Here is a 21,784-nt window from a genome sequence, read left to right as displayed (position 1 = left end):
GGAAAAAGCGGCCGACGTGACGGGGCCGCGCGCCTGCGTTCCGGGATGTCTCTCAGGCCCGCAGATGCCGCGCGCGGGCGCCGCGTTCGATCGCGGCGGCGTGGAGCCGGTCGATGTTGAGTTCGTGGCGGATCTCCTCCAGCAGGCGCAACTCGGTTTCGCGCAGGGTGCCATCGGCCGCGGCCACGTCGCAGGCCAGCGCATAGGCGGTTTCATATAGCCGTTCGGGCAGGGCCTCGCGCACCATGCCGAACAGCGCATCGAGCCCGTCCTCATCCTCGAACAGGTCAAGCACGGTTTCGCCTACCTGCCGCGGCCGGTCGGGATCGTAGCCGTCGAACACCGGCAGATGGTTGACGATGCGCTGAATCGCCAGAATCTCGGTGGTGCGGATCTGTTCGTCGGAAACCGAGACCGCGACCATCACCGCGACAAGTGCATCCTGCGGCGAAATCAGTGGGCATTTCTGTGGCACGTTTCCGCGTCCTTCTGCTGGGAACGGACCGAGATTATTGACGCCCCACGCCGCGGGCAATAGGGAGACACGGCCTTGGTGAGGCATGGGGCCTCACATTAGCGGGAAGTTTGTGACATGTCGGACCTGCGCGATGCCGCGATGAATTCGAAAGCCTGGCCTTTTGAAGAAGCGCGCCGGCTGCTCAAACGCTATGAAAAGGCGCCGCCCGAAAAGGGCCATGTGCTGTTCGAAACCGGGTATGGCCCCTCGGGCCTGCCGCATATCGGCACCTTCGGAGAGGTCGCGCGCACGACGATGATCCGCCGCGCCTTCGAGGTGATCAGCGACATCCCCACCCGGCTGATCTGCTTTTCCGACGATCTGGACGGGATGCGCAAGGTTCCGGACAATGTCCCGAACCCCGAGATGCTGCGCGAGCATCTGCAACGTCCGCTGACCTCGGTTCCCGATCCCTTTGGCGAATACGAGAGCTTTGGCCACCACAACAACGCCATGTTGCGGCGGTTTCTGGACACGTTCGGGTTCGAATACGAATTCATCAGCGCCACCGATTTCTACCGGTCGGGCCAGTTCGATGCGGTGCTGTTGCGTGCGGCCGAACGCTATGACGATCTGATGCAGGTGATGCTGGCCTCCCTGCGCGAGGAACGCCAGCAGACCTATTCGATTTTCCTGCCGATCCATCCCGAAACGGGGCGGGTGATGTATGTGCCGATGAAAGAGGTGAACCCGCGCGACGGCACCATCACCTTTGACGACGAGACCGGCCGCGAATGGACGCTGCCGGTCACCGGTGGCAACGTCAAGCTGCAGTGGAAGCCCGATTTCGGCGCCCGCTGGGCCGCCCTTGACGTCGATTTCGAAATGTACGGCAAGGATCATTCCACCAATACGCCGATCTATGACCGGATCTGCGAGATTCTGGGCGGCCGCAAGCCCGAGCATTTCACCTATGAACTGTTCCTGGACCAGAACGGCGAGAAGATCTCGAAATCCAAGGGCAACGGGCTGACCATCGACGAATGGCTGACCTATGCCAGCCCCGAGAGCCTGTCCTACTTCATGTATCAGAAGCCCAAGACGGCCAAGCGGATGTATTTCGACGTGATCCCGAAGGCGGTGGACGAATACCACCAGCAGCTGAAGGCCTATCCGGGGCAGGATGCGGCGGGGCGGGCGAACAACCCCGTCTGGCATATCCATGGCGGCAATCCGCCCGAATCGCGGATGGTCGTGCCCTTTGCCATGCTTCTGAACCTTGCCAGCGTGGCCGGCGCCAAGGACAAGGCCGGGCTTTGGGGCTTCATCCGCCGCTATGCCCCCGATGCCAGCCCCGAAACCAACCCCGATCTGGATGCGGCGGCGGAGTTTGCGGTGCGCTATTTCCGCGATTTCGTGGCGCCGACGCGCCAGTTCCGGGCGCCCACGGAGCAGGAGCGCGCGGCAATGGCGGACCTGGTCGCGCGCCTGAAGGCCTGGCAGGGCGGGCTGGATGCCGAGGAACTGCAGAGCCTTGTCTTTGCCGTGGGCAAGGAGCACGGGTTCGAGCCACTGCGCGACTGGTTTACCGCGCTTTACGAAGTGTTGCTGGGGGCCAGCCAGGGGCCGCGCTTTGGCGGCTTCATCGCCCTTTACGGCGTGGATGAGACGGTGACGCTGCTTGAAAAGGCATTGGCCGGAGAGCTCGCCGCCTGACGCGGCGTCTGGTTCCCGCCGATCGTCATCAAGCGCGACAAGCTTCTTGGGCTGGCCGGCGCTGCTGTCCCGTGACGATGGCACAGTTCGGGCGCTGCGGGGTGTTGCATCCCGCGGCGCACGGTGTGGTTAACCCTTCTTAAATACTCGCTGCTAGGTCTGAGGGCGTGACGGCGCCGTGGTGGCCCTTGTCCAGCCCATGTCAGAGGGCTGTGGGCAAGATGCCCCGCCGCGCTGCCTCTCAGGCGGATTGCAAGCGAGGATATCGAATGAACATGGCCATTACCGACGGGCTGGTGCTGATGCCGCGGCCCTTTTCTGCAGGGCTTTCCTTCTGGTCGAGCGGCAACGGCACCCCGGGTAGCGCGACATATGACTCCGCGAGCAACGCGGCCTTCGTGCCGGCGGATCAGGATTTCGGGGGGTGCCTGGAGCTGCAGAAGACCCAGTCCACCCAGCGGCTGCGCCATATGGGCCAGACGCCGCTGGTGCCCGGCATGTATCTGCGGATCACGGCACGGATCAAGGCGATCAGCGGGGCCTTGCCCTCGGTCCGGATCGCGGGTTGGGCCGGAAACGCCTCGGGCGGGAATGTGTCGGGGGTGGTGCAGACGGGCCCGTCGCTGCCGCTGACCACCTATGGCGAGGTGGTGACGGTCAGCGCCATCGTCGGATCGGGGGCGCGGCCGGGCGTTGACATGGCCTGGGGCACCAATGCGATCTATGGCCATTTCGGGCTGGACCTGACCGGATCGAATGGCGGGGTGGTGCGGATCGACGATATCGAGATCGAGGATGTCACCAGCGCCTTCCTGCGCAAGATGATGGACTGGGTCGATGTGCGGGACTTTGGCGCGCGCGGCGATGGGGTGACCAATGACCGCGCGGCCTTTCTTGCTGCGGATGCGGCGGCGGCGGGGCGCCAGGTTCTGGTGCCAGCGGGCAGCTATTTCCTGGGCGACCATGTCACGATGAACGCTCCGGTCCGGTTCGAGGGCACGGTCACGCTGCCGGCGAACCGGCGGCTGGCGCTGACCCGCAACTTTGACCTCGCCACCTATGCCCAGGCCTTCGGCAGCGAGATGGAGGGGCTGCGCCGCGGCATTCAGGCGCTGTTCAACTTTACCGATCACGTGACTTTCGATCTGTGCGGGCGGCGCGTGGAGGTGGATGCACCGATCGATGTGCAGGCGGCGGTGGACGCGGTGACCAGCTTTGCGGTGCGGCGCGGCATTACCAACGGCCAGTTCAACATCATCGACGGGCCCTCCTGGAACACGCGGTCCTTCACCTCGGCCGGCACCTACAACCCGAACCAGCCGCTGCAACTGACCAATGTCACCAATATCGCCAACATCCCGGTCGGGTCGCTGGTGGTCGGCAACGGCGTGGGGCGCGAGGTCTATGTGCGCGAAAAGAACGTGGCCACCGGTGTCCTCACGCTGAGCCAGCCCCTGTTCGATGCGGCCGGAACCCAGCAGTACACCTTCCGCCGCTTTGCCTATGTGCTCGACTTCTCGGGCTTCAGCGCGCTGTCGGCCTTTGAGGTCACGAATTGCGAGTTCCTGTGCAACGGGCTGGCGAGCGGCATCCTTCTTGCCCCCGAAGGGCTGACCTTCCGGGTTTCGGACTGCGTCATCAACCGCCCCCGCGACCGGGGCATCACCTCGCCGGGACGCGGCTGCCAGGGCATGTTCGTTGATCGCTGTCAGTTCCTGTCGAACGAGATGTCGGTGCGCGCGCCCAACCGCAGCACCATCGCGCTGAACGTCAACGCCAATGACGTGAAGGTCCGCAACAACCGCGTGGTTCGCTTCCTGCATTTCGCGATCTGCAACGGCACCGGCCACATGTTCGTGGGCAACCATTTCTTCAACGGCGATGACGAGAACAACGGCAGCCGCGTCGGCGGGCTCATCATGACCACGCCGAACTGCAAATCGACGATCACCGGCAACTATATCGACAACTGCTCGATCGAGTGGACGAATGAGCACGAGGCGGTGCCGCAGTTCTCCAACCAGTTTTCCTTCGGCGGGCTGACGATCACCGGCAATATCTTCATCGCGACCAACGTGGCGCCCTGGTTCCGCTGGCTCGTGGTCAAGCCCTATGGCCCGGGTCATTTCATCCACGGGCTTTATGTTTCGGGCAACACCTTCCGCACCTTCAACAGCAATATCGACCGGGTCGAGGCGGTGGACAGCACTTTCGCCACACTCGATTTCGGCCGGATGCGCAACATCACCTTCGACGGCAATACCTTCAACGGCATCGCCCAGCTGACGGCAAGCCCGGTGGTGCTGCGCCATGACCAGAACACGGCCGCGACGACCTGGACGATCGACGCCGCCCCCTTCCTGCCCTTCGGGGGCTGGGCGCGGCTGGTGCAGTCGGTGATGGCCGAGGGGCCGCTTCTGAACGGAGCGGGACAGCTGCGCGGCAACATGCCCTATGCGATGGTGGAACAGGGGCCGAACCGGAGCCAGATCCAGCTGCATTGGCCCGAGGCTGTGCGCGGCCGGGCCCAGGTGACCGTGCGGGTCGATAATCCGAACTAGGCCTGCGCGGCCGAGCCGCCCCGCCTTTCCGGGGCGGCACAGGCGTGCCGCCGGGCCGTCGCGGGGAACAAGAGCCACCCCCGCCACCGGCCAGCGCACCCCGGATCCGGGGATCTGGAACCACGGCCGCGACATGTCCTGGCCGGCGCCATCTGCAGAGGGCGCAACCGCGCTGCGCGCGGTCATCTGCAGCAAGACCGATCGGGGCGTAACGGCCCTTCCGGTTGACAAGAGGCGCGGCGCGCGCGCAGGCTTGCGCAACCCAGCCAACGAAGTGACATGACTCTTTCCCGCCCGTTGCCGCCTTCGCCCTCTGCATCCGAATTCACGCCAAAGCTGGTGACGGTGCTGCGGGAAGGTTACGGGGTTGACGCTCTGCGGCGCGATGGGGTGGCAGGCCTGACGGTTGCCATCGTCGCGCTGCCCTTGTCGATGGCGATTGCCATCGCCTCGGGCGTGGGGCCGGAACGGGGGCTTTACACGGCAATCGTCGGGGGCTTCCTTGTCTCGCTTCTTGGGGGCAGCCGCTATCAGATCGGAGGGCCTGCGGGGGCCTTCATCGTGCTGGTCTCGGCCTGTGTCGCGGCAACCGGGCTTAGCGGGCTGATCCTTGCGACCTTCCTGTCGGGCCTGATGCTGATCGGCCTGGGGGCGCTGCGGCTGGGCACCTATATCAAGTTCATCCCCTATCCCGTCACGGTCGGCTTCACGGCCGGGATTGCGGTCATCATCCTGGCGAGCCAGCTCAGCGAGTTCTTTGGTCTCCGGCTGACCGGCCCGGAACCCGCAGCGATTCTGCCCAAGATCGAGGCGCTATGGCAGGCGCGGGCCAGTCTCAGCCCGGCGGCGCTCGCCCTGGGTGCGGGGACTGTCGCGATCATCACCGGCATCAAGCGGCTGCGGCCGGGCTGGCCCGGCATGCTGATCGCCATCGGGCTGGCCTCGGCCCTGGCGGCTGTGGCGGGCCTGCCGGTGGATACGATCGCCAGCCGCTTTGGCGAACTGCCGCGGGGATTGCCGCAGCCGGGCATGCCGTCCTTCTCGTGGCCGCAGGTTCTGGCCGCGCTGCCCTGGGCGGTCAGCTTCACGCTTCTGGGTGCGATCGAGTCGCTGCTTTCGGCGGTCGTTGCCGACGGGATGAGCGGCCGCCAGCACCGTTCGAACATGGAGCTTGTGGCGCAGGGCGTTGCCAACATGGGCGCGGCGCTTTTCGGCGGCTTTTGCGTGACCGGCACCATTGCCCGGACCGCCACCAACGTGCGTGCCGGAAGCCGCGGGCCGGTGTCGGGGATGCTGCATGCGCTGTTCCTGCTGGCCTTCATGATGCTGGCCGCGCCGCTCGCCGGCCATGTGCCGCTGGCCGCCCTTGCCGGCGTTCTGCTGGTCGTGGCCTGGAACATGGCCGAGAAGCAGGAATTCTGGGGCCTTCTGCGCAGTTCGAGCGGCGATGCGGCCGTCCTGCTGGTGACCTTCCTTCTGGTGGTGTTCCGCGACCTGACCGAGGGCATCGTGGTCGGCTTCGCGCTTGGCGGGCTCTTGTTCATTCACCGCATGTCCGAAGCGGCGCGGGTCGATGTCGGTCATCTGCGCGCGGCGGACGAGGATGACGAAGCCTTCGACCCGGCCGAGGCATCGGATGGCGATGTGGTCGTCTATCGCATTCGCGGGGCCTTCTTCTTCGGCGCGGCGGCGACGGCGGGCAGCGTGCTTGAACGGATTGCCGACCGGCCCCGTGCCTTTGTCGTGGATTTCAGCGATGTGCCGCTTCTGGACAGCACCGGCGCCCATGCGATCGACCTGCTGGCGCAGCGGATGCGGCGGGGCGGGCGGCAGCTTTATCTGACCGGCACCACTGCCGAGATCCGGCGCCTGCTGCTGGCGCAGGGCCTGCATGAACCCGAGGTGCTTTATCGCGCGACCATCCGCGATGCACTGGCCGAGGCCCGCGCCCTCTTGTAGCGAATCACCTGTGGTTCATCCGCGTGATCCCGGCCGGCCGCACGACCGCCGGGCGTGACGCTGCGTCACTATGGCTGGCGGCGACCTCACCAAAGCGTGAACATGGAAGTTACTGAAACGTAACACTCTTTGCTCGCATCCTGCAGGAAAATTTACACCTTTGCCCGAGTAACGTGAAAATATTTGCAGAAAAAACCCATGTCTAAAAAGGGTTACGTATTCGTTGACTTATGCGTTACACTCGATCCCGGGATGGAGGATCGGCCTCGACTGGCCGGTCGGGCGCCGCGCCGGAAAGGGCCTGCGGTGCCGGATATGCAGGAGGATTGTTCATGAACGCTCAGGCCCAGGCTGCTGCGCCGGAAAGCTACGCGGCCCCCCAGGAATTCATTGCCAAGGCCCATGTCGATGCGGCGCGCTATGAAGAGATGTACGCCGCGTCCATTGCCGATCCGGACGCCTTCTGGGGCGAACATGGCCTTCGGCTGGACTGGATCAAGCCCTACAGCCGCGTGAAGAACACCGATTTCACCTTCGGTCAGGTCAGCATCAAATGGTTCGAGGACGGCACGCTGAACGTGGCGCAGAACTGCGTGGACCGGCATCTGGAGACGCGCGGCGACCAGACAGCAATCATCTTCGAACCCGATGATCCGAACGCGCCGGCCCAGCACATCACCTATCGCCAGTTGCACGACAAGGTGTGCCGGATGGCCAATGTGCTGCGCAGCCAGGGCGTGACGCGCGGTGACCGGGTGGTGATCTATCTGCCCATGATCCCCGAAGCGGCCTATGCGATGCTGGCCTGCGCGCGGATCGGGGCGATTCATTCGATCGTCTTTGCCGGCTTTTCCCCCGATGCGCTGGCCAACCGCATCAACGATTCGGCCGCGAAAGTGGTGATTACCGCTGATTCGGCGCCGCGGGGCGGGCGCAAGACGGCGCTCAAGTCGAATACCGATGCGGCGCTGCTGCATTGCTCGGACCGGGTGCGCTGCCTTGTCGTCAAGCATACCGGCGATCAGACCACCTGGGTCGATGGCCGCGATGTCGATGTGAAGGCGTTGATGGACCATGCCGCGCCGGATTGCCCGGCCGAAGAGATGAACGCCGAGGATCCGCTGTTCGTGCTTTACACCAGCGGTTCCACCGGCAAGCCGAAGGGCGTGGTGCACAGCTCGGGCGGCTACCTTGCCTATGCGGCGATGACCCATCAGTACACCTTCGATTACCATGACGGCGACATCTTCTGGTGCACGGCCGATGTGGGCTGGGTCACGGGCCACAGCTATATCATCTATGGCCCGCTGGCGAATGGCGCGACGACCCTGATGTTCGAGGGCGTGCCGACCTATCCCGATGCCGGCCGGTTCTGGGCGGTCTGCGAAAAGCACAAGGTCACGCAGTTCTACACCGCGCCCACCGCCATCCGGGCGCTGATGGGGCAGGGCAACGGCTTTGTCGAAAAGCATGACCTGTCGAGCTTGCGGCTGCTGGGCTCGGTCGGCGAGCCGATCAACCCCGAGGCCTGGAACTGGTACAATGAGGTCGTGGGCAAGGGGCGCTGCCCGATCGTCGATACCTGGTGGCAGACGGAAACCGGTGGCCATCTGATCACGCCGCTGCCCGGCGCGATCCCGGCCAAGCCCGGATCGGCCACCAAGCCCTTCTTCGGCGTCAAGCCGGTGGTGCTGGAGGCCGAAAGCGGCAAGCTGATCGAGACGCCCGAGGCCGAGGGGGTGCTGTGCATCGCCGACAGCTGGCCGGGGCAGATGCGCACCGTCTGGGGCGATCACGACCGCTTCCAGGAGACCTATTTCCAGCAATACAAGGGCTATTACTTCTCGGGTGATGGCTGCCGGCGCGATGCGGACGGCTATTACTGGATCACCGGACGGGTCGATGACGTGATCAACGTCTCGGGGCACCGTATGGGCACGGCCGAGGTCGAATCCGCCCTTGTCGCCCATGCCCAGGTCGCCGAGGCGGCGGTGGTGGGCTATCCGCACGACATCAAGGGCCAGGGCATCTATGCCTATGTCACGCTCATGAACGGGGTCGAGCCCACGGATGCGCTGCGCAAGGAGCTGGAAGCCTGGGTGCGCACCGAGATCGGGCCGATCGCCAAGCCCGACCTCATCCAGTGGGCGCCGGGCCTGCCCAAGACCCGGTCGGGCAAGATCATGCGCCGCATCCTGCGCAAGATCGCCGAAAACGACTATGGCGCGCTGGGGGATATCTCGACCCTCGCGGATCCCTCGGTGGTCGAGGATCTGATCGAGAACCGCATGAACCGGGGCTGAGGCGATGACCATGGCAGAGGTTGAAGCCCGTCCCGCCGTCCTGATCCTGCTGGGTCCGCCCGGCGCCGGCAAGGGGACCCAGGCGCGGATGCTCGAGGAACGCTTCGGGCTGGTGCAACTGTCCACTGGTGACCTTTTGCGCGCGGCGGTGGCTGCGGGCACCGAGGCCGGACGCGCCGCGCAGGCGGTGATGGAGGCCGGGGGGCTGGTGTCCGACGAGATCGTGCTTGCGATCCTCCGGGACCGGATGAGCGCCCCCGACGTGGTGCGCGGCGTGATCCTCGACGGGTTTCCGCGCACCCAAGGGCAGGCGGCGGCGCTGGATGCGCTGCTGGAGGGGCAGGGACTGCAGATCTCGGCCGCCATCTCGCTCGAGGTGGATGACGCCGCGATGGTGGCGCGGGTGGCGGGGCGTTATACCTGCGCCGCCTGCGGCGAGGGCTGGCACGACAGCTACAAGATCCCGGCGGTTGCCGGGGTCTGCGACAGATGCGGCGGCACGGAGTTCAAGCGCCGGGCCGACGACAATGCCGAGACTGCGGGGGCACGGCTTGCCGCCTATCACGCGCAGACGGCACCGCTGATCGCCTATTACGAGGAAAGGGGCGTGCTTGAACGGATCGACGCGATGGGGACCATCGAGGCGATTTCCGGCGCGCTTTCCGACATCGTAAGCCGCGTTTCGGCTTAGGGAGGCCGTTGTCCCGGGGCACGGGGCAGCGGAACGGAGGGAAAACAGGGAGTAACGTCTATGGCGGACAAGTCTTCGTCCACAGCCTATTGGGACGCGAACAAGCGCATCATTCTGATCAGTCTGGTGATCTGGTTCGTCTGCTCGATCGGCTTCGGCATCGTATTGCGGCCCCTGCTGTCGGGCATTCCGGTCGGGGGCACCGATCTCGGCTTCTGGTTTGCGCAGCAGGGTTCGATCCTCGTGTTCATCGCGCTGATCTTCAACTACGCGCGCTTCATGAACAAACTCGACGCCGAACACGGCGTGGACGAGCAGTAAGGGGGCGGCGATGGATCAGTATACACTCAACCTGCTCGTCGTGGGCGCGTCCTTCGCGCTTTACGTCGGCATCGCGATCTGGGCCCGTGCGGGCTCGACCGCGGAATTCTACGCCGCCAACCAGGGCGTCAACCCGGTTCTGAACGGCATGGCTACGGCGGCCGACTGGATGTCGGCGGCGTCGTTCATCTCGATGGCGGGCCTCGTGGCCTTCGCGGGCTATGTGAACTCGAGCTACCTGATGGGCTGGACGGGCGGCTATGTGCTGCTTGCGCTGCTGCTTGCGCCCTATCTGCGCAAGTTCGGCAAGTTCACCGTGCCGCAATTCATCGGCGACCGGTTCTACAGCCAGACCGCGCGCCTGGTGGCGGTGCTCTGCCTCATCATCATCTCGGTGACCTATGTGATCGGGCAGATGACCGGCGCCGGCGTGGCCTTCTCGCGCTTCCTCGAGGTGGACGTGTCCACGGGCCTCTTCATCGCCTCGGCAGTGGTCTTCGTCTATGCGGTTCTGGGCGGCATGAAGGGCATCACCTATACCCAGGTGGCGCAATACTGCGTGCTGATCGTGGCCTATACGATTCCGGCGGTCTTCATCTCGCTGCAACTGACCGGCAACCCGCTGCCGCCGCTGGGCCTGTTCTCCAGCCATACCGGCAGTGGCCAGCCGCTGCTGCAGACGCTTGACCAGATCGTCACCGACCTGGGCTTCACCAGCTACACCGGCCTGCACAGCTCGATGATGAACATGGTTCTGTTCACCATCTCGCTCATGATCGGGACGGCGGGCCTGCCGCATGTGATCATCCGCTTCTTCACCGTTCCGAAAGTGGCCGATGCGCGCTGGTCGGCGGGCTGGGCGCTGGTCTTCATCGCGCTTCTGTACCTGACGGCTCCGGCTGTGGGTGCCATGGCGCGGCTGAACATCATGACCACGCTCTATCCGCAGGGCGCCGCCGAAGAGCCGATCGAATACGAGGCGCGCCCCGACTGGATGCGCACCTGGGAAACGACGGGTCTTCTGCGCTTCGAGGACAAGAACAATGACGGTCGCATCCAGCTTTACAACGACGGCAATCCGGCCTTTGCGGCCGAGGCGGCCGAACGCGGCTGGGCCGGATCGGAACTGACGATCAACAACGACATCCTTGTTCTGGCCAATCCGGAAATCGCACAGCTTCCGGGCTGGGTGGTCGCGCTGATCGCCGCCGGTGGTCTTGCCGCGGCGCTGTCCACGGCGGCCGGCCTTCTGCTCGCGATCTCCTCGGCGGTCAGCCACGACCTGATCAAGAGCTATCTGAACCCGCGGATCAGCGAGAAGGGCGAACTGCTTGCAGCCCGGATCTCGATGGCGGGGGCGATCGTGGTGGCGACCTATCTGGGGCTCAACCCGCCCGGCTTTGCCGCGCAGGTGGTGGCGCTGGCCTTCGGGCTTGCGGCGGCAACGCTGTTCCCGGTGCTGATGATGGGGATCTTCTCGAAGCGCATCAACAGCGCGGGGGCGATCACGGGGATGCTTGTGGGTCTGGTGGCGACCCTGCTTTACATCTTCACCTATCTGGGCTGGTTCTTCATCCCGGGCACCAACATGCTGGCCAATACGCCGGACAACTGGATCCTGGGCGTGTCGCCCCTGTCCTTCGGCACGATCGGCGCGATCCTGAACTTCGGCACGGCCTATCTGGTGTCGTCGCTCACCGCCGCCCCGCCCCAGGACGTGCAGGACCTGGTGGAAAGCATCCGCATCCCGCGCGGTGCCGGCGCAGCGGTCGACCATTGACAACGGACGCGCGCCCCCATTCGGGGCGCGCGCCACCCTTGGGAGGGGGAAATGGACGATCAGACGGCGACGATCATCGGGTTCCTGGAGACGGTGCACCCCTATGACAGCCTGCCGCAGGACGAGCTGGCGCGTGTCGCCGGCTGCTTCAGCCGCAGGGTCTATGCGCCGGGAACGGAAGTTTACCGGATCGGTGCGGCGCTTGAAGGGCTGTTCCTGATCAAGCGTGGATCGGTCGAGGTGCTGGACCGCAACGGCGGGCTGGTTTCGATCCTCGGGCCGCGCAACAGCTTTGGCGAACGCGGGTTGATGCGCGACGGGCTGGCCGTGACCACCGCCCGCACCACCGAGGAAAGCGTGCTGCTGATGCTGCCGGCCGTGCGGTTCCGCGAGTTGCTGACCGCCTATCCCGCCTTCGAGCGGTTCTTCAACCGCGCCCGTGGCGGCGAGGGCCGCGGCTCGGACCTGACGACACTGCGCGTGGCCGACCTGATGGCGCGCCATCCGGTCACCTGCGCACCGGACACGCCGGTGCAGGAGGCCGCGCGGCGGATGCGCGATGCGCGGGTGTCAAGCCTGGGCGTGGTCCGCGACGAAGAGCTTCTGGGCATCGTCACCGTGCGCGACCTGTCGAACCGGGTTCTGGCTGCCGGCCTTCCGGCGCAGACGCCGGTCTCGGAGGTGATGACGGCGGATCCCGTGTCCCTGCCGCCGCAGGCGCTTGGCTCGGATATCCTCCACATCATGCTGGAACGGCGCATCGGCCATCTGCCGGTGGTCGAGGCCGGACGGCTGGTCGGCATGATCACCCAGACCGATCTGACCCGCTTCCAGGCGGTGTCCTCGGCCCAGCTGATCCGTGACATCAGTTCCGCCGAGCGCGTCGAGGACATGGCCGCAATCACCGCCCGCATTCCGCAGCTTCTGGTGCAGCTGACCGCCGGCAACAACGCGCATGAGGTCACCACCCGGCTGGTGACCGATATCACCGATGCCGTTACCCGGCGGCTGTTGCAGATGGCCGAGGCCGCGCTTGGCCCGCCGCCGGTGCCTTATCTCTGGCTGGCCTGTGGCAGCCAGGGGCGGCAGGAACAGACCGGCGTCTCGGACCAGGACAACTGCCTGTTCCTGCATGACAGCGTGACCCCGGACGACATGCCCTGGTTCCATGCGCTTGCAAGGCAGGTATCGGACGGGCTGAGCGTCTGCGGCTATTACTATTGCCCCGGCGACATGATGGCGACCAATCCCAAATGGTGCCAGCCGATGCGCGTCTGGCGCGACTATTTCCGCGGCTGGGTCGACAAGCCCGACCCGATGGCGCAGATGCTGGCCTCGGTCATGTTCGATCTGCGGCCGATCGGCGGTGCGGCCACGCTGTTCCGCGATCTTCAGGCCGAGACGCTGGAGATGGCCTCGAAGAACACGATCTTCGTGGCGCATATGATCGCCAATTCGCTCAAGCATACGCCGCCGCTGGGGCTCTTGCGCGGCTTTGCCACGATCCGGTCGGGCGAGTTCAAGAACCATGTCGACATGAAGCTGAACGGGGTGATCCCGGTGGTCGATCTGGGCCGGGTCTATGCGCTGATCGGCCAGCTGCCCGAGGTCAACACCCGGGCGCGGCTGCTGGCGGCCGAGGCGGCGGGCGTGATCTCGGTTTCCGGCGCGCGGGATCTGATCGAGGCCTATGACCTGATCGCCACGATGCGGCTGGAGAACCAGGCGGCGCTGGTGAAATCGGGGCGCCGCCCCGACAACTACATGGCGCCGTCCGACCTGTCGGATTTCGAACGAAGCCATCTGCGCGACGCCTTCGTCGTCGTGCGCACAATGCAATCCGCCATCGGCCACGGCCGCGGCGCGCCGGGATGACCACATGTTTCTGGAACTGATCGCCACCATCGCCTCGGGATTTGCTGCCGCCGGCGTTGTCCTGATCCTCAACAAGGCGATGCGCGGAAGGCTGCCGCGCTGGTTCATGCCGGCCGCTGCGGGGCTTGCGATGTTTTCCTATGTCGTCTGGAGCGAATACAGCTGGCTGCCGCGCATGACCGAGAGCTTCCCCGACGGCGTCGAGGTGGTTTCGGTCAATTACGAAACCAGCTTCTACCGCCCCTGGACCTATCTCTCGCCGCTGGCGAACCGTCTGGTCGCCGTGGACACGCGCATGAACCGCCGCAACGAGGCCCTGCCCGATCTGGTGCTGACCCGGCTGGTGCTGCGCGCGCGGTGGGAGCCGGGCGCGGATGTGCCGGTCATCTTCGATTGCGCCGGCAGCCGGCGCGCGGCGCTGACCGACGCGGTGGCCTTCGCCGCCGACGGCGCGCCGGTGGGGGCCGACTGGGTCACGCTGCCGCCGGACGATCCGGCGCTGGCGCGGGCCTGCGCCGAGGGGGGCGAAAGGGGGGTCTGATGGGCGACGACAGGGCCAGGAAACGCGTGCTGGTGGTCGAGGACGAGGACAATATCGCCGTCGCGCTTGACTATCTCATCACCCGCGAAGGCTATGAACAGGATCGTGTGGCCAATGGCGGCGAGGCGCTGGAGCGCATCCGCGCCACCCATCCCGATCTGGTCCTGCTGGACGTGATGCTGCCCGAGGTTTCGGGCTACGAGATCTGCCAGGCGGTGCGGCTTGATCCCGGGCTGGACGATGTGAAGATCCTGATGATGACGGCCCGGGGCAGCGCGATGGAGCGGCGCAAGGGCCTTGCGCTGGGGGCGGACGGGTTCATCTCCAAGCCGTTCGAACTGACGGAACTGCGCGCCGAGGTGAAGCGCATCCTCGAACCGGGGGGCGAGGCCGCCGGCCATGGTTGAGCGGCTGGGGCTGAGGCTGCGCATCTTCCTGTTCTTCCTGGCGCTGGCGGGGGGCAGCCTTGTGGCGCTGGCGGCCGGGCTGTGGCTGGGCTACCGCCACTTCGGCAATCCGGCGATCCTTCCGGCGGTGCAGCAGGGCGGGATCATCGCGGCCTTCGCCATTCTGGGGCTGGTGACCTGGATCTGGCTCCTGTTCGACACCCATGTGGCCCGCGCCGTCGAGGGCCTGGCCGCCGGCATCCGCGCCCGCGCCCATGCCGAGGTGCGCGACGAGATCGACGCAAGCCGGGCGCGCTATCTGGGCGATCTGGCGCCGGCGGCGGTGGCGGTGACGGCAAGCCTTGCCGAAACCCGCGGCGCGCTGGCCGAGGCGGTGGCCCGCGAAACGGCGCGGCTTTCGGAAGAAAAGGCGCGGCTTGAAACGCTGCTGGCCGATGTGCCGGTGGGGGTGTTGCTGTGTTCGGGGGAACATCAACTGGTGTTCTACAATGGGCAGGCGGTGGATCTGCTGGGCAGCGGCCATGCGCCGGGGCTGGACCGCAATCTGTTCGACTATCTGCGCGACGCCCCGGTGCGCCATGCCTATCAACGCCTGTGCGAGGCCGAGGATGCCGATGCCGCCTCGGATCTTCTGTGCGCGACGCGCAGCGAGGCACGGGTGCTTGCGGGACGGATGCGGCTTCTGGCCGGGCGGGGCAGCGATGGGCACGGGGCACCGGGCTATGTGCTGACGCTGCGCGACGTGACGGCCGATCTGGCCGCCCATGCGCGGCGCGAACAGCTTCTTGAGGAGGTGTTCGACCGGGTGCGGCGCCCCGCCGCCAATCTGCAGACGGTGATCGGCGTTCTGGCGGAACATGCCGAGATGGCCGGGGGCGGTGCCGCCGCGCTGAACGCGGCGCTGATGCAGGAGGTGGCGGCGCTGACGGCGGCGATTTCCGAGTTGGGCCGGCGCTATGACGATGGCCGCACCGACTGGTGGCCGCTGGCGCAGACCCGGTCTTCGGACCTTCTGGACGGGATCCGGGCGCGGATGGAGGCGGCAGGGCTTGCCGTCGATACCGAGGGGGGTGGCCTGATCCTGCGCTGCGACGGGTTCGAGCTGGTGGCGCTGCTGGCCTGGCTTGGGGCGCGGCTTGCCGCGCAGGGCTATGGTAGGCATTTTGGCCTGGTGATCCGCGAAGAGGATGGCCCGGGCGCGGTGATCGAACTCAGCTGGCCGGGTCCGCCCCTGTCGGTGGGCGACCTCGACCGCTGGCTGACCGAGCCGCTCGAGATCGGGCTTGCCGATGTCACCGGGCGGTCGGTGCTGCACACCCATGGCACCGAGGCCTGGCCCGAACGCCTTGCCGACGGCCGGGCCGCCATCTGCATCCCTATCCGCGAGGCGCGGCGCGCCGGGCGCCGGCCCGCCCCGGTGGCGCGGGCGGTCGTCTATGATTTCGACCTTCTGTCCAAGGCGCGCAACGACAAGGTCGCCGACAGCCGGCTGAGCGACCTGACCTATGTGGTCTTCGACACCGAGACCACCGGCCTGTCACCGGCCAGCGACGAGATCGTGCAGATCGCCGGGGTGCGGCTGGTCAACGGCCGGCGCGTGGCCGGCGAGGTGTTTGACACGCTGGTGGATCCCGGGCGCCACATTCCGCAGGCTTCGACCCTGGTGCACGGGATCACCAATGCCATGGTCATGGGGGCCCCCGACATCGCCGAGGCCGGGCGGCAGTTTCATCGCTTTGCCGATGGCGCGGTGCTGGTGGCGCATAACGCCCCCTTCGACATGGAATTCCTGCGCCGGCACGAGGCCACGATCGGCAAGCGGTTCGACAACCCGATCCTTGATACGGTGCTGCTGTCGGCGGTGATCTTCGGGCAGGGTGAAAGCCACAGCCTTGATGCGCTGACCGCGCGGCTGGGCATCACCATCCCCGAAGAGGCGCGTCACACCGCCCTTGGCGACACGGTGGCCACGGCCGAGGCGTTCCTGCGGCTGCTGCCGATGCTTCAGGCGCGCGGCTTCGAGACCTTCGGCGCGGTGCTGGCCGAGGTGCGCCGCCATGGGCGGTTGCTCAGGGATCTGAACGAAGAGCTGCACTGACGGGATCATCCCCGCCCTGCGGCGCGGCCGCGAAGGGATCCTCGGGGTAGCCCACGCCGCACAGATAAAGCCCCTGCGGCGGGCTGACCGGCCCACAGGCGGCGCGGTCGCGCGCCTCAAGCGCTGCGCGCAGGCGGTCGGGGGGCCAGCTTCCGGCGCCCACCCGTTCAAGGCTGCCCACAAAGCTGCGCACCTGGTTGTGCAGAAAGCTGCGCGCGCGCAGGTGAAAGCGGAACTCGGTTCCCTGGGGAACGGGGTGTTCGGTGATCGTCAACTCGTCCAGCGTCTTGACCGGGCTGGCTGCCTGACACAGCGTGGACCGGAAGGTGGTGAAATCATGCAGGCCAAGCAGATGGCTGGCCGCCTCCTGCATGGGTGCCAGCGCCAGCGGATGACGCACCTGCCAGACCAGCCCCGCATCATGCGTCACCGGCGCGCGGCGCGACACGAGCCGGAACAGATAGCGCCGCTCGATCGCCGAAAAGCGGGCGTGAAAATCATCCGCCACCCGCGCCGCCTGCAGGATCGCCACCGGCAAGGGCCGCAGATGGTGGTTGAGTGCCTCGCTCAGCCGGAACGGATCCCAGTCGCGGGCCAGATCGCACTGCGCCACCTGCGCCGTCGCATGAACCCCGGCGTCGGTGCGCCCGGCGGCGGCGATGCCGGGGGCGTCGGGTTCCAGCCGGCGCAGCGCGGCCTCGACCGCAGCCTGGACCGAGGGCTGTTCTGCCTGGCGCTGCCATCCGGCAAAGGGCGCTCCGTGATATTCGATCTGCAGGGCATATCTGGGCATGGACGCGGGTTAGCCCGGGACGCGGGGCTTGGCAATGGGCCTACCCTAAGCCGCGCACCGTGCCTATGTTGAGTGGCAGGTGGCGGAAGGACAGGCAGTGGTCGTAGGCAGGCTGACGGAACAGATCGGGCGCGGCTTGGGGGCTGCGGGGGAAACGCTGGGCGATGCGGTTTCCTCGGAGCGGGTGGTGCGGCTGGGCGTGACGGGGCTGGCGCGGGCCGGCAAGACGGTGTTCATCACCTCGCTGGTGGCCAATCTGCTGAACCGGGGCCGGATGCCGGGCCTGCGGGCCGAAGCGCGCGGCGCGATCGCGGGCGTCTGGCTGCAGCCCCAGCCTGATGACACGGTGCCGCGCTTTGACTACGAAACGCATCTGGCCGCGTTGACGGGCGATGATCCGCGCTGGCCCTCCTCGACCCGCGCGGTGTCGGAGCTGCGCTTGTCGTTTCGCGTGGCGCGGCAGGGGATCATGGGCGGGTTCCGCGGGCCGCGTCGCGTGCATCTGGATATCGTCGATTATCCCGGCGAATGGCTGCTGGACCTCGGGCTGATGGAGAAAAGCTATGACGCCTGGTCGCGCGAGGTGCTGGAGCGGATCGCCCCCCGCCCCGCGGCCGCGCCCTATCTGGCAGCCCTGCAGGGGCTTGACCCGTCGCAGCCCTTTGATGAAGGGCTGGCACAGCGTCTGGCCGCAACCTTTACCGACTACCTGAGCGCCGCGCGCCAGGCGGGGTTTTTTGATTGCACGCCGGGGCGTTTCCTGATGCCGGGGGAACTGGCCGGCTCGCCGGTGCTGACCTTCGCGCCGCTTCCCGCCCCCGACCGGCCCCGCCGCGGCAGTCTGCATGCGGAACTGGAACGGCGCTACAACGCCTATCGCCGCGAGGTGGTGCGCCCCTTCTTCCGCGACCATTTCGCGCGGATCGACCGGCAGGTGGTGCTGGTTGATGCGTTAAGCGCGATCCATTCCGGTCCGCAGGCGGTCGAGGATCTGCGCCGCGCGATGGCCGAGATCCTCGGCAGCTTCCGTCCCGGGCGCAATGCCTTCCTGACGCGCCTTCTGCAGGGGCGGCGGGTCGAGCGGATCCTGTTCGCCGCCTCGAAGGCCGATCACCTGCATCACAGCCAGCATCCGCGCCTGACCGCGATCCTGGAAGCCCTGCTGCAAGAGGCGCGCAGTCGCGCCGATTTCGCCGGCGCCCGCACCGGGGCGATGGCGCTTGCTGCGGTGCGCGCCACGGTCGAGGAAACGCTGACCCATCAGGGCCGCAGCGTCGATGCGGTGCGCGGCCTTCTGCTGGAGACCGGGCGGCAGGCGGCGCTTTATCCGGGCGCGCTGCCCGAGGATCCGGCCCGGCTTCTGTCGCCGGCGCGCGAAGGGGCAGAGCGCTGGCTTGACGCCGATTTCCGCGTGATGAACTTTGCCCCCGCCCGCATGACCTTGCGCCCGGGGGAAGGGCCGCCGCATATCCGGCTGGATCGCGCGGCCGACTTCCTGTTCGGCGACCGGCTTCTGGGGGAATGAGATGACCGAAGGCCGTGACGATCCGCTTCTGATCGAACTTGATGGCGAGGGGCCAAGCCCCGCCGATGCCCCGCCGATCGAGGATGCACCCGAGGGCCGCGCCATGCGGCGTGCGGCGCAGATCGCCGCGCGGGGCCGGCGCGGCAGCCTCGCCGGGCGCCTGTTCCTTGCTGCGGCGGGCGGGTTTCTGACGCTGGTCCTGTCGCTGGCGGCCTGGGACTTCGTGGCGCGCCTTCTGGCCCGCGTTCCGGTTCTGGGGGCGGTGGCGGGCCTGCTTCTGGTGCTGCTCCTGTGCGCCGCGGTGGCGCTCGCGCTGCGCGAGCTTCTGGCCTTCGCGCGGCTGCGTCGCATCGACCAGTTGCGCGATGCGGCCGAGGCCGCGGTGCTTTCGGCCGACCGGGCGCAGGCGCTGCGGGTGGTGGCGGGGATCGAGGCGCTTTATGCGGGGCGCGAGGATCTGGCCTGGGCGCGCCGCCGCCTGGGCGAGCGGCGTGACGAACTGTTCGACGCTTCCGCCCTGATCGACCTGGCCGAGACCGAGCTTCTGGCCCCGCTGGACGAGGCTGCCCGCCTTGAGGTTGCCGCCGCTGCCCGTCAGGTTGCCGCCGTCACCGCCTTCGTGCCGCTGGCCTTTGCCGATGTGGCGGCCGCGCTGCTGGCCAATCTGCGCATGATCCGCCGTCTGGCCGAAATCTATGGCGGCCGCACCGGGACGCTGGGCGCCTGGCGGCTGACGCGGGCGGTGCTGGCGCATCTGGTGGCAACAGGGGCGGTGGCCGTGGGCGATGATCTGATCGGCGCGGCGGCCGGTGGCGGCGTGATCTCCAAGCTCTCGCGGCGCTTTGGCGAAGGTGTGGTCAATGGCGCGCTGACCGCGCGGGTGGGCGTCGCGGCGATGGAGGTCTGCCGTCCGCTGCCGTTCCGCGCTCTGGCCCCGCCCCGCACCTCGGCCCTGGTCAGCCTGGGGGTGACGGGGCTTTTCGCCCGTGTCTGACACGGGCGCCGCCGCCGCTCGGCCCCGGCTTTCGCCGTCGTCCGGCGCACAACCGGCGCGCGCAATGCTCCCGGCAACGGCAGGAGGCCCGCCATGACACCCTTTGATCCTCGTCCTTGCCGCCTTGGCGAAGGGCCGCTCTGGCATCCCCTGCGACAGGACCTGTTCTGGTTCGACATCCTGTCGTCCCGGCTTCTGGTGCGCAGCCCGGCAACCGGGCAGAGCCGCGACATTGCGCTGCCCGAGATGTTCTCGGCCGCTGGCTGGGTTGACGAAAGGCGGCTTTTCGCGGCCTCGGAAACTGGGCTGTGGCTGCTTGACGTTGAAACGGGCGCCCTCGGCCGCGTCGCGGGGCTTGAAGCCGACCGCCCGGCGACCCGCGCGAATGACGGCCGCGCCGATCCCTGGGGGGGATTCTGGATCGGCACCATGGGCAAGGAAGCAGAACCCGGGGCGGGGGCGCTTTATCGCTGGTATCGGGGCCAATTGCGGCAGGTCGTTCAGGGCCTGAGCATCCCGAACGCCACCTGCTTCGCCCCCGACCGGTCCTGCGCCTATTTCGCCGATACCGCGCGCGGCGCGCTGATGCGTCTGGCGCTGGACGGGGACGGCTGGCCGCGGGCCCGGCCCGAACTGCTGGTGGATTTCGCGGCCCTGGGCCTGAATCCGGACGGCGCGGTGACGCGGGCCGACGGGGTTCTGATGGTGGCGCTTTGGGGCGCCGGCGCGGTGATCGAGGTGCGGCCCGACGGGCGGATCGGCCCGCGCCATGCCCTGCCCGCGCCGCAGACGACCTGCCCGGCCTATGGCGGGGCCGCGTTCGATACCTTGTTCTGCACCTCGGCCAGCGAAGGGATGAGTGCCGCCGAACGGGCCGCGGCGCCGCTGTCAGGGGCCACCTTCGCGCTGGAGGGCATGGCGCCGGGGTTGCCGGAGCCGGCGGTGGATCATCCCGCGGCCTGACGGCGAATGGGCCCTGCAAGGCGGCAAGTTGCGGCGGCCCTTGCCCTTGGCCGCCGCCCGTGCTGACATCAGCGCCATGACGATCCCCTTTCCCAGACTGGCCGCGCTTGCGGTGCTGCTGCGTGGCAGCGAGGTGCTGCTGGCACGCCGCCGGAACCCGCCCGATGCCGGGCTCTGGGGCTATCCCGGGGGCCATGTCGATGCAGGCGAAAGCGTGGCTGTCGCCGCCCTGCGCGAATTGCGCGAAGAAACCGGCGTGATCGCCGAGCCGTTGCGCTATCTGGGCGGGCTGGACGTGATCCTGCCGGCGCCCGGCGGCGGCTGGGCGCATCACTTCTTTCTGGTGCCGGTGCTCTGCCGACATGTGGCGGGCGATCCGGTGCCGCAGGATGATGTGGCGGATGCCGCCTGGTTTCCGGTGGCGCGCATCCTCGCGCGGGATCTGGAGATGAGCGTCGATGTGGACACTGTCCTGAGCGAGGCGCTGGCGTGGAAGGCGGCTAGCCCGCCGAGCCGCGGTTGACGCCACCGATCCGGGCGCGGGCCAGGATCCGTCCCGCGCCATCGACCGTCAGGCGCAGCGTCCGGCCGCCCAGGCGGAAGCTGAGCCGCCAGCGCCCCTCATGCTCACCGGTGCCCTTCTCGCAGCGGCTGCTGATCTGGCCCGAGCGCATCAGCTCCGGCACCTCATCGGCCTGAAGACCAAGCCCTTCGGCCAGAAGCGCGGCTTCGACCACGAATCCCTCGCCCTCGCGGGTCACCCCGCTCATGACGCGGGGCAGGGAATGTTCGGACGCGAT

The 21,784-nt window shown here is 67.4% G+C and carries 18 protein-coding genes; 15 read left to right on the top strand and 3 right to left on the bottom strand.

All coding sequences use genetic code 11. The features are described from left to right. Positions 1–52 precede the first annotated feature (52 nt). A complete protein-coding gene (locus ACFQXB_RS09290; RefSeq protein WP_377402573.1) occupies positions 53–475 on the bottom strand; it encodes a tellurite resistance TerB family protein in 423 nt (140 codons plus the stop codon). Between the two features lie 117 nt (positions 476–592). Between ACFQXB_RS09290 and ACFQXB_RS09285 the strand changes: the two genes are divergently transcribed. The 11 genes from ACFQXB_RS09285 (at position 593) to ACFQXB_RS09235 (ending at position 16,709) form a co-directional block, all read left to right on the top strand. Then, positions 593–2,173, top strand: a complete 1,581-nt coding sequence (locus tag ACFQXB_RS09285) for a lysine--tRNA ligase (RefSeq protein ID WP_377402570.1) — start codon at positions 593–595, stop codon at positions 2,171–2,173. A 269-nt stretch (positions 2,174–2,442) separates the two neighbouring features. Continuing rightward, complete coding sequence (locus tag ACFQXB_RS09280) at positions 2,443–4,734, top strand: glycosyl hydrolase family 28-related protein (protein WP_377402567.1); 2,292 nt, start codon at positions 2,443–2,445, stop codon at positions 4,732–4,734. A gap of 279 nt (positions 4,735–5,013) precedes the next feature. Continuing rightward, positions 5,014–6,693, top strand: a complete 1,680-nt coding sequence (locus ACFQXB_RS09275; RefSeq protein ID WP_377402564.1) for a SulP family inorganic anion transporter — start codon at positions 5,014–5,016, stop codon at positions 6,691–6,693. 332 nt (positions 6,694–7,025) lie between these two features. Beyond that, a complete protein-coding gene (gene acs, locus ACFQXB_RS09270; protein ID WP_377402561.1) occupies positions 7,026–8,996 on the top strand; it encodes an acetate--CoA ligase in 1,971 nt (656 codons plus the stop codon). Positions 8,997–9,006: 10 nt separating this feature from the next. After that, a complete protein-coding gene (locus ACFQXB_RS09265; protein ID WP_377402558.1) occupies positions 9,007–9,687 on the top strand; it encodes an adenylate kinase in 681 nt (226 codons plus the stop codon). A gap of 60 nt (positions 9,688–9,747) precedes the next feature. Beyond that, complete coding sequence (locus tag ACFQXB_RS09260; protein ID WP_377402555.1) at positions 9,748–10,008, top strand: DUF4212 domain-containing protein; 261 nt, start codon at positions 9,748–9,750, stop codon at positions 10,006–10,008. A 10-nt stretch (positions 10,009–10,018) separates the two neighbouring features. Beyond that, positions 10,019–11,788 (top strand): sodium:solute symporter family protein, encoded by a 1,770-nt coding sequence (locus ACFQXB_RS09255; RefSeq protein ID WP_377402552.1) that lies wholly within the window; start codon positions 10,019–10,021, stop codon positions 11,786–11,788. Positions 11,789–11,839: 51 nt separating this feature from the next. After that, positions 11,840–13,663: a DUF294 nucleotidyltransferase-like domain-containing protein gene (locus tag ACFQXB_RS09250; protein WP_377402549.1), complete on the top strand. Its 1,824-nt coding sequence runs from the start codon at positions 11,840–11,842 to the stop codon at positions 13,661–13,663. Between the two features lie 4 nt (positions 13,664–13,667). After that, a complete protein-coding gene (locus tag ACFQXB_RS09245) occupies positions 13,668–14,204 on the top strand; it encodes a hypothetical protein (RefSeq protein WP_377402546.1) in 537 nt (178 codons plus the stop codon). Next, a complete protein-coding gene (locus tag ACFQXB_RS09240; RefSeq protein ID WP_377402543.1) occupies positions 14,204–14,611 on the top strand; it encodes a response regulator transcription factor in 408 nt (135 codons plus the stop codon). Before ACFQXB_RS09245 ends, ACFQXB_RS09240 begins: the two co-directional genes overlap by 1 nt. Then, positions 14,604–16,709, top strand: coding sequence for an exonuclease domain-containing protein (locus ACFQXB_RS09235; RefSeq protein ID WP_377402541.1), 2,106 nt, complete (start codon positions 14,604–14,606; stop codon positions 16,707–16,709). The genes ACFQXB_RS09240 and ACFQXB_RS09235 overlap by 8 nt, the downstream gene beginning before the upstream one ends. On the opposite strand, the gene truA is transcribed toward ACFQXB_RS09235, so the two are convergent. Then, complete coding sequence (truA, locus tag ACFQXB_RS09230) at positions 16,681–17,502, bottom strand: tRNA pseudouridine(38-40) synthase TruA (RefSeq protein WP_377402538.1); 822 nt, start codon at positions 17,500–17,502, stop codon at positions 16,681–16,683. The two genes, ACFQXB_RS09235 and truA, sit on opposite strands and share 29 nt — an antisense overlap. Before the next feature lie 97 nt (positions 17,503–17,599). Here truA and ACFQXB_RS09225 point away from each other — a divergent pair, with 97 nt between their 5' ends. The 4 genes from ACFQXB_RS09225 (at position 17,600) to ACFQXB_RS09210 (ending at position 21,507) form a co-directional block, all read left to right on the top strand. Further along, positions 17,600–19,027, top strand: coding sequence for a YcjX family GTP-binding protein (locus tag ACFQXB_RS09225; RefSeq protein WP_377402535.1), 1,428 nt, complete (start codon positions 17,600–17,602; stop codon positions 19,025–19,027). 1 nt (position 19,028) lies between these two features. Beyond that, complete coding sequence (locus ACFQXB_RS09220) at positions 19,029–20,021, top strand: YcjF family protein (RefSeq protein ID WP_377402532.1); 993 nt, start codon at positions 19,029–19,031, stop codon at positions 20,019–20,021. Between the two features lie 93 nt (positions 20,022–20,114). Further along, the gene (locus ACFQXB_RS09215) at positions 20,115–20,984 is read left to right on the top strand and encodes an SMP-30/gluconolactonase/LRE family protein (protein ID WP_377402529.1); all 870 of its coding nucleotides are present in this window, start codon (positions 20,115–20,117) and stop codon (positions 20,982–20,984) included. A gap of 76 nt (positions 20,985–21,060) precedes the next feature. After that, positions 21,061–21,507, top strand: a complete 447-nt coding sequence (locus ACFQXB_RS09210) for an NUDIX hydrolase (protein WP_377402526.1) — start codon at positions 21,061–21,063, stop codon at positions 21,505–21,507. Here the strand turns inward: ACFQXB_RS09210 and ACFQXB_RS09205 are convergent. After that, entirely contained in the window at positions 21,485–21,754 is a 270-nt protein-coding gene (locus tag ACFQXB_RS09205) for a DUF6522 family protein (protein WP_377402523.1), read from the bottom strand. The genes ACFQXB_RS09210 and ACFQXB_RS09205 overlap by 23 nt on opposite strands. Between the last annotated feature and the right edge of the window lie 30 nt (positions 21,755–21,784).

The sequence above is a fragment of the Halodurantibacterium daqingense genome (assembly GCF_042666235.1).
Lineage (GTDB): Bacteria > Pseudomonadota > Alphaproteobacteria > Rhodobacterales > Rhodobacteraceae > Halodurantibacterium > Halodurantibacterium daqingensis.
This window is presented reverse-complemented; position numbering and strand designations above follow the sequence as displayed.